Origin of the sequence: Pseudonocardia sp. SID8383, assembly GCF_009864975.1 — a bacterium.
In the GTDB taxonomy this organism is placed as follows: Bacteria; Actinomycetota; Actinomycetes; order Mycobacteriales; family Pseudonocardiaceae; genus Pseudonocardia; species Pseudonocardia alni.
Genome location: NZ_WWFY01001064.1, coordinates 1 through 1325, shown reverse-complemented (window position 1 = coordinate 1325; position 1325 = coordinate 1). Strand labels below are relative to the sequence as shown.

Below are 1325 nucleotides of genomic sequence, written 5' to 3'. Positions count from 1 at the left end.
TGTCGGTCCGGTCCCCGCTGTCGGACCGGGGGCCGTCGGACGCGGTGCTGCCCGTGCTGACCGCGTCGTCGGTGCGCTCGTCGCGGGTGACCGGCGCGTCGGCCGCCTCCGCGGGCGAGGTCTCCGGAACCCGGGTAGCGGTGTCGGAGGCGGTTGCGCCGGTCGGCGTGGCCGCCTCCCGCGTGTCGGTCGTCGACGGCGTCACGGCAGGCGCGTCACCGGCCGGCTCGGCCTGCACCGCGGCCGGCTGCGCGACGTCCTGGGGCTCGACGGCCGCGGACCGCTCGGACGGGCGGTCGTGCGACGGGCGCTCCTGACGGACGCGGTACGGGCGGTCCCCCCGGTCCCGGGACGGGCTGCGCCGGTCCTCGCCACGATCGTCGCGACCGCGGGGCGCGCGGTCGTCACGGTTCCGGTAGGGACGGGCACCACGGTCGTCCCCGCGCTGCGGACGGGGGCCACGGTCGTCACGGTTACCGAAGGGTCGGCCGCCGCGGTCGTCACGGTCCCGGGACGGGCGGCCGGCCCGGTCGTCGCGATCGCGGAACGAACGGCCGCCACGGTCGTCGCCGCGCTGCGGACGGGCGCCACGCTCGTCGCGGTCCCGGAAGGAACGGGCACCGCGGTCACCGGACGGACGTCCCCCGCGGTCGTCACGGTCACGGAACGAACGGCCGCCGTGGTCGTCGTCGCGCTGCGGACGAGGGGCCCGGTCGTCACGGCCACCGAAGGAACGGCCGCCGCGGTCGTCCCGGTCACGGAACGAGCGGGCACCGCGGTCGTCACGGTCCCCGGACGGGCGACCGCCCCGGTCGTCGCCGCCGCGGAACGGACGGCCGCCGCGGTCGTCACGGTCACGGGCGGGACGGCGGTCGTCACGGCCGCCGGAGGAGCGACCGTCACGGCCCCCGGACGGACGTCCCCCGCGGTCGTCGCGACCGGGGAAGGAACGACCGCCACGGTCGTCGCGACCGGAGAACGAGCGGCCATCACGGTCGTCACGGCCGGAGAACGAGCGGCCATCACGGTCGTCACGGCCGGAGGAGGGACGACCGGCGCGGTCCCGGAACGAGCGCCCGCCGCGGTCGTCGTCGCGCTGCGGACGGGCGCCACGGTCGTCGCGGTCACGGTAGGGACGGCGGTCCTCACGGCCCGCGGAGGGCCGGCCACCGCGTTCGTCACCGCCACCCCGGAACGAGTCGCGCCGGCCGGTGCCACCGGAACGGCGGTCGTCGTCACGGGCGGGGCGACGGTCGGCGTCGCGACGCGGCCCGCGGTCGGAGCGGTCCTCGCCGCGGAAGCCGCTGTCGCGCCGGCCGGTGTCG

The 1325-nt window shown here is 78.5% G+C and carries 1 protein-coding gene and 1 pseudogene; both read left to right on the top strand.

Features of this window, described 5'->3' with window-relative positions:
• On the top strand, nt 1-317 hold a 317-nt coding region (locus GTW08_RS32240), incomplete at its 5' end, for a hypothetical protein (RefSeq protein ID WP_237454193.1).
• Nucleotides 299-1325: pseudogene (locus GTW08_RS32235) on the top strand (hypothetical protein); the annotation flags it as partial. The gene GTW08_RS32240 and the pseudogene GTW08_RS32235, both read left to right, overlap by 19 nt.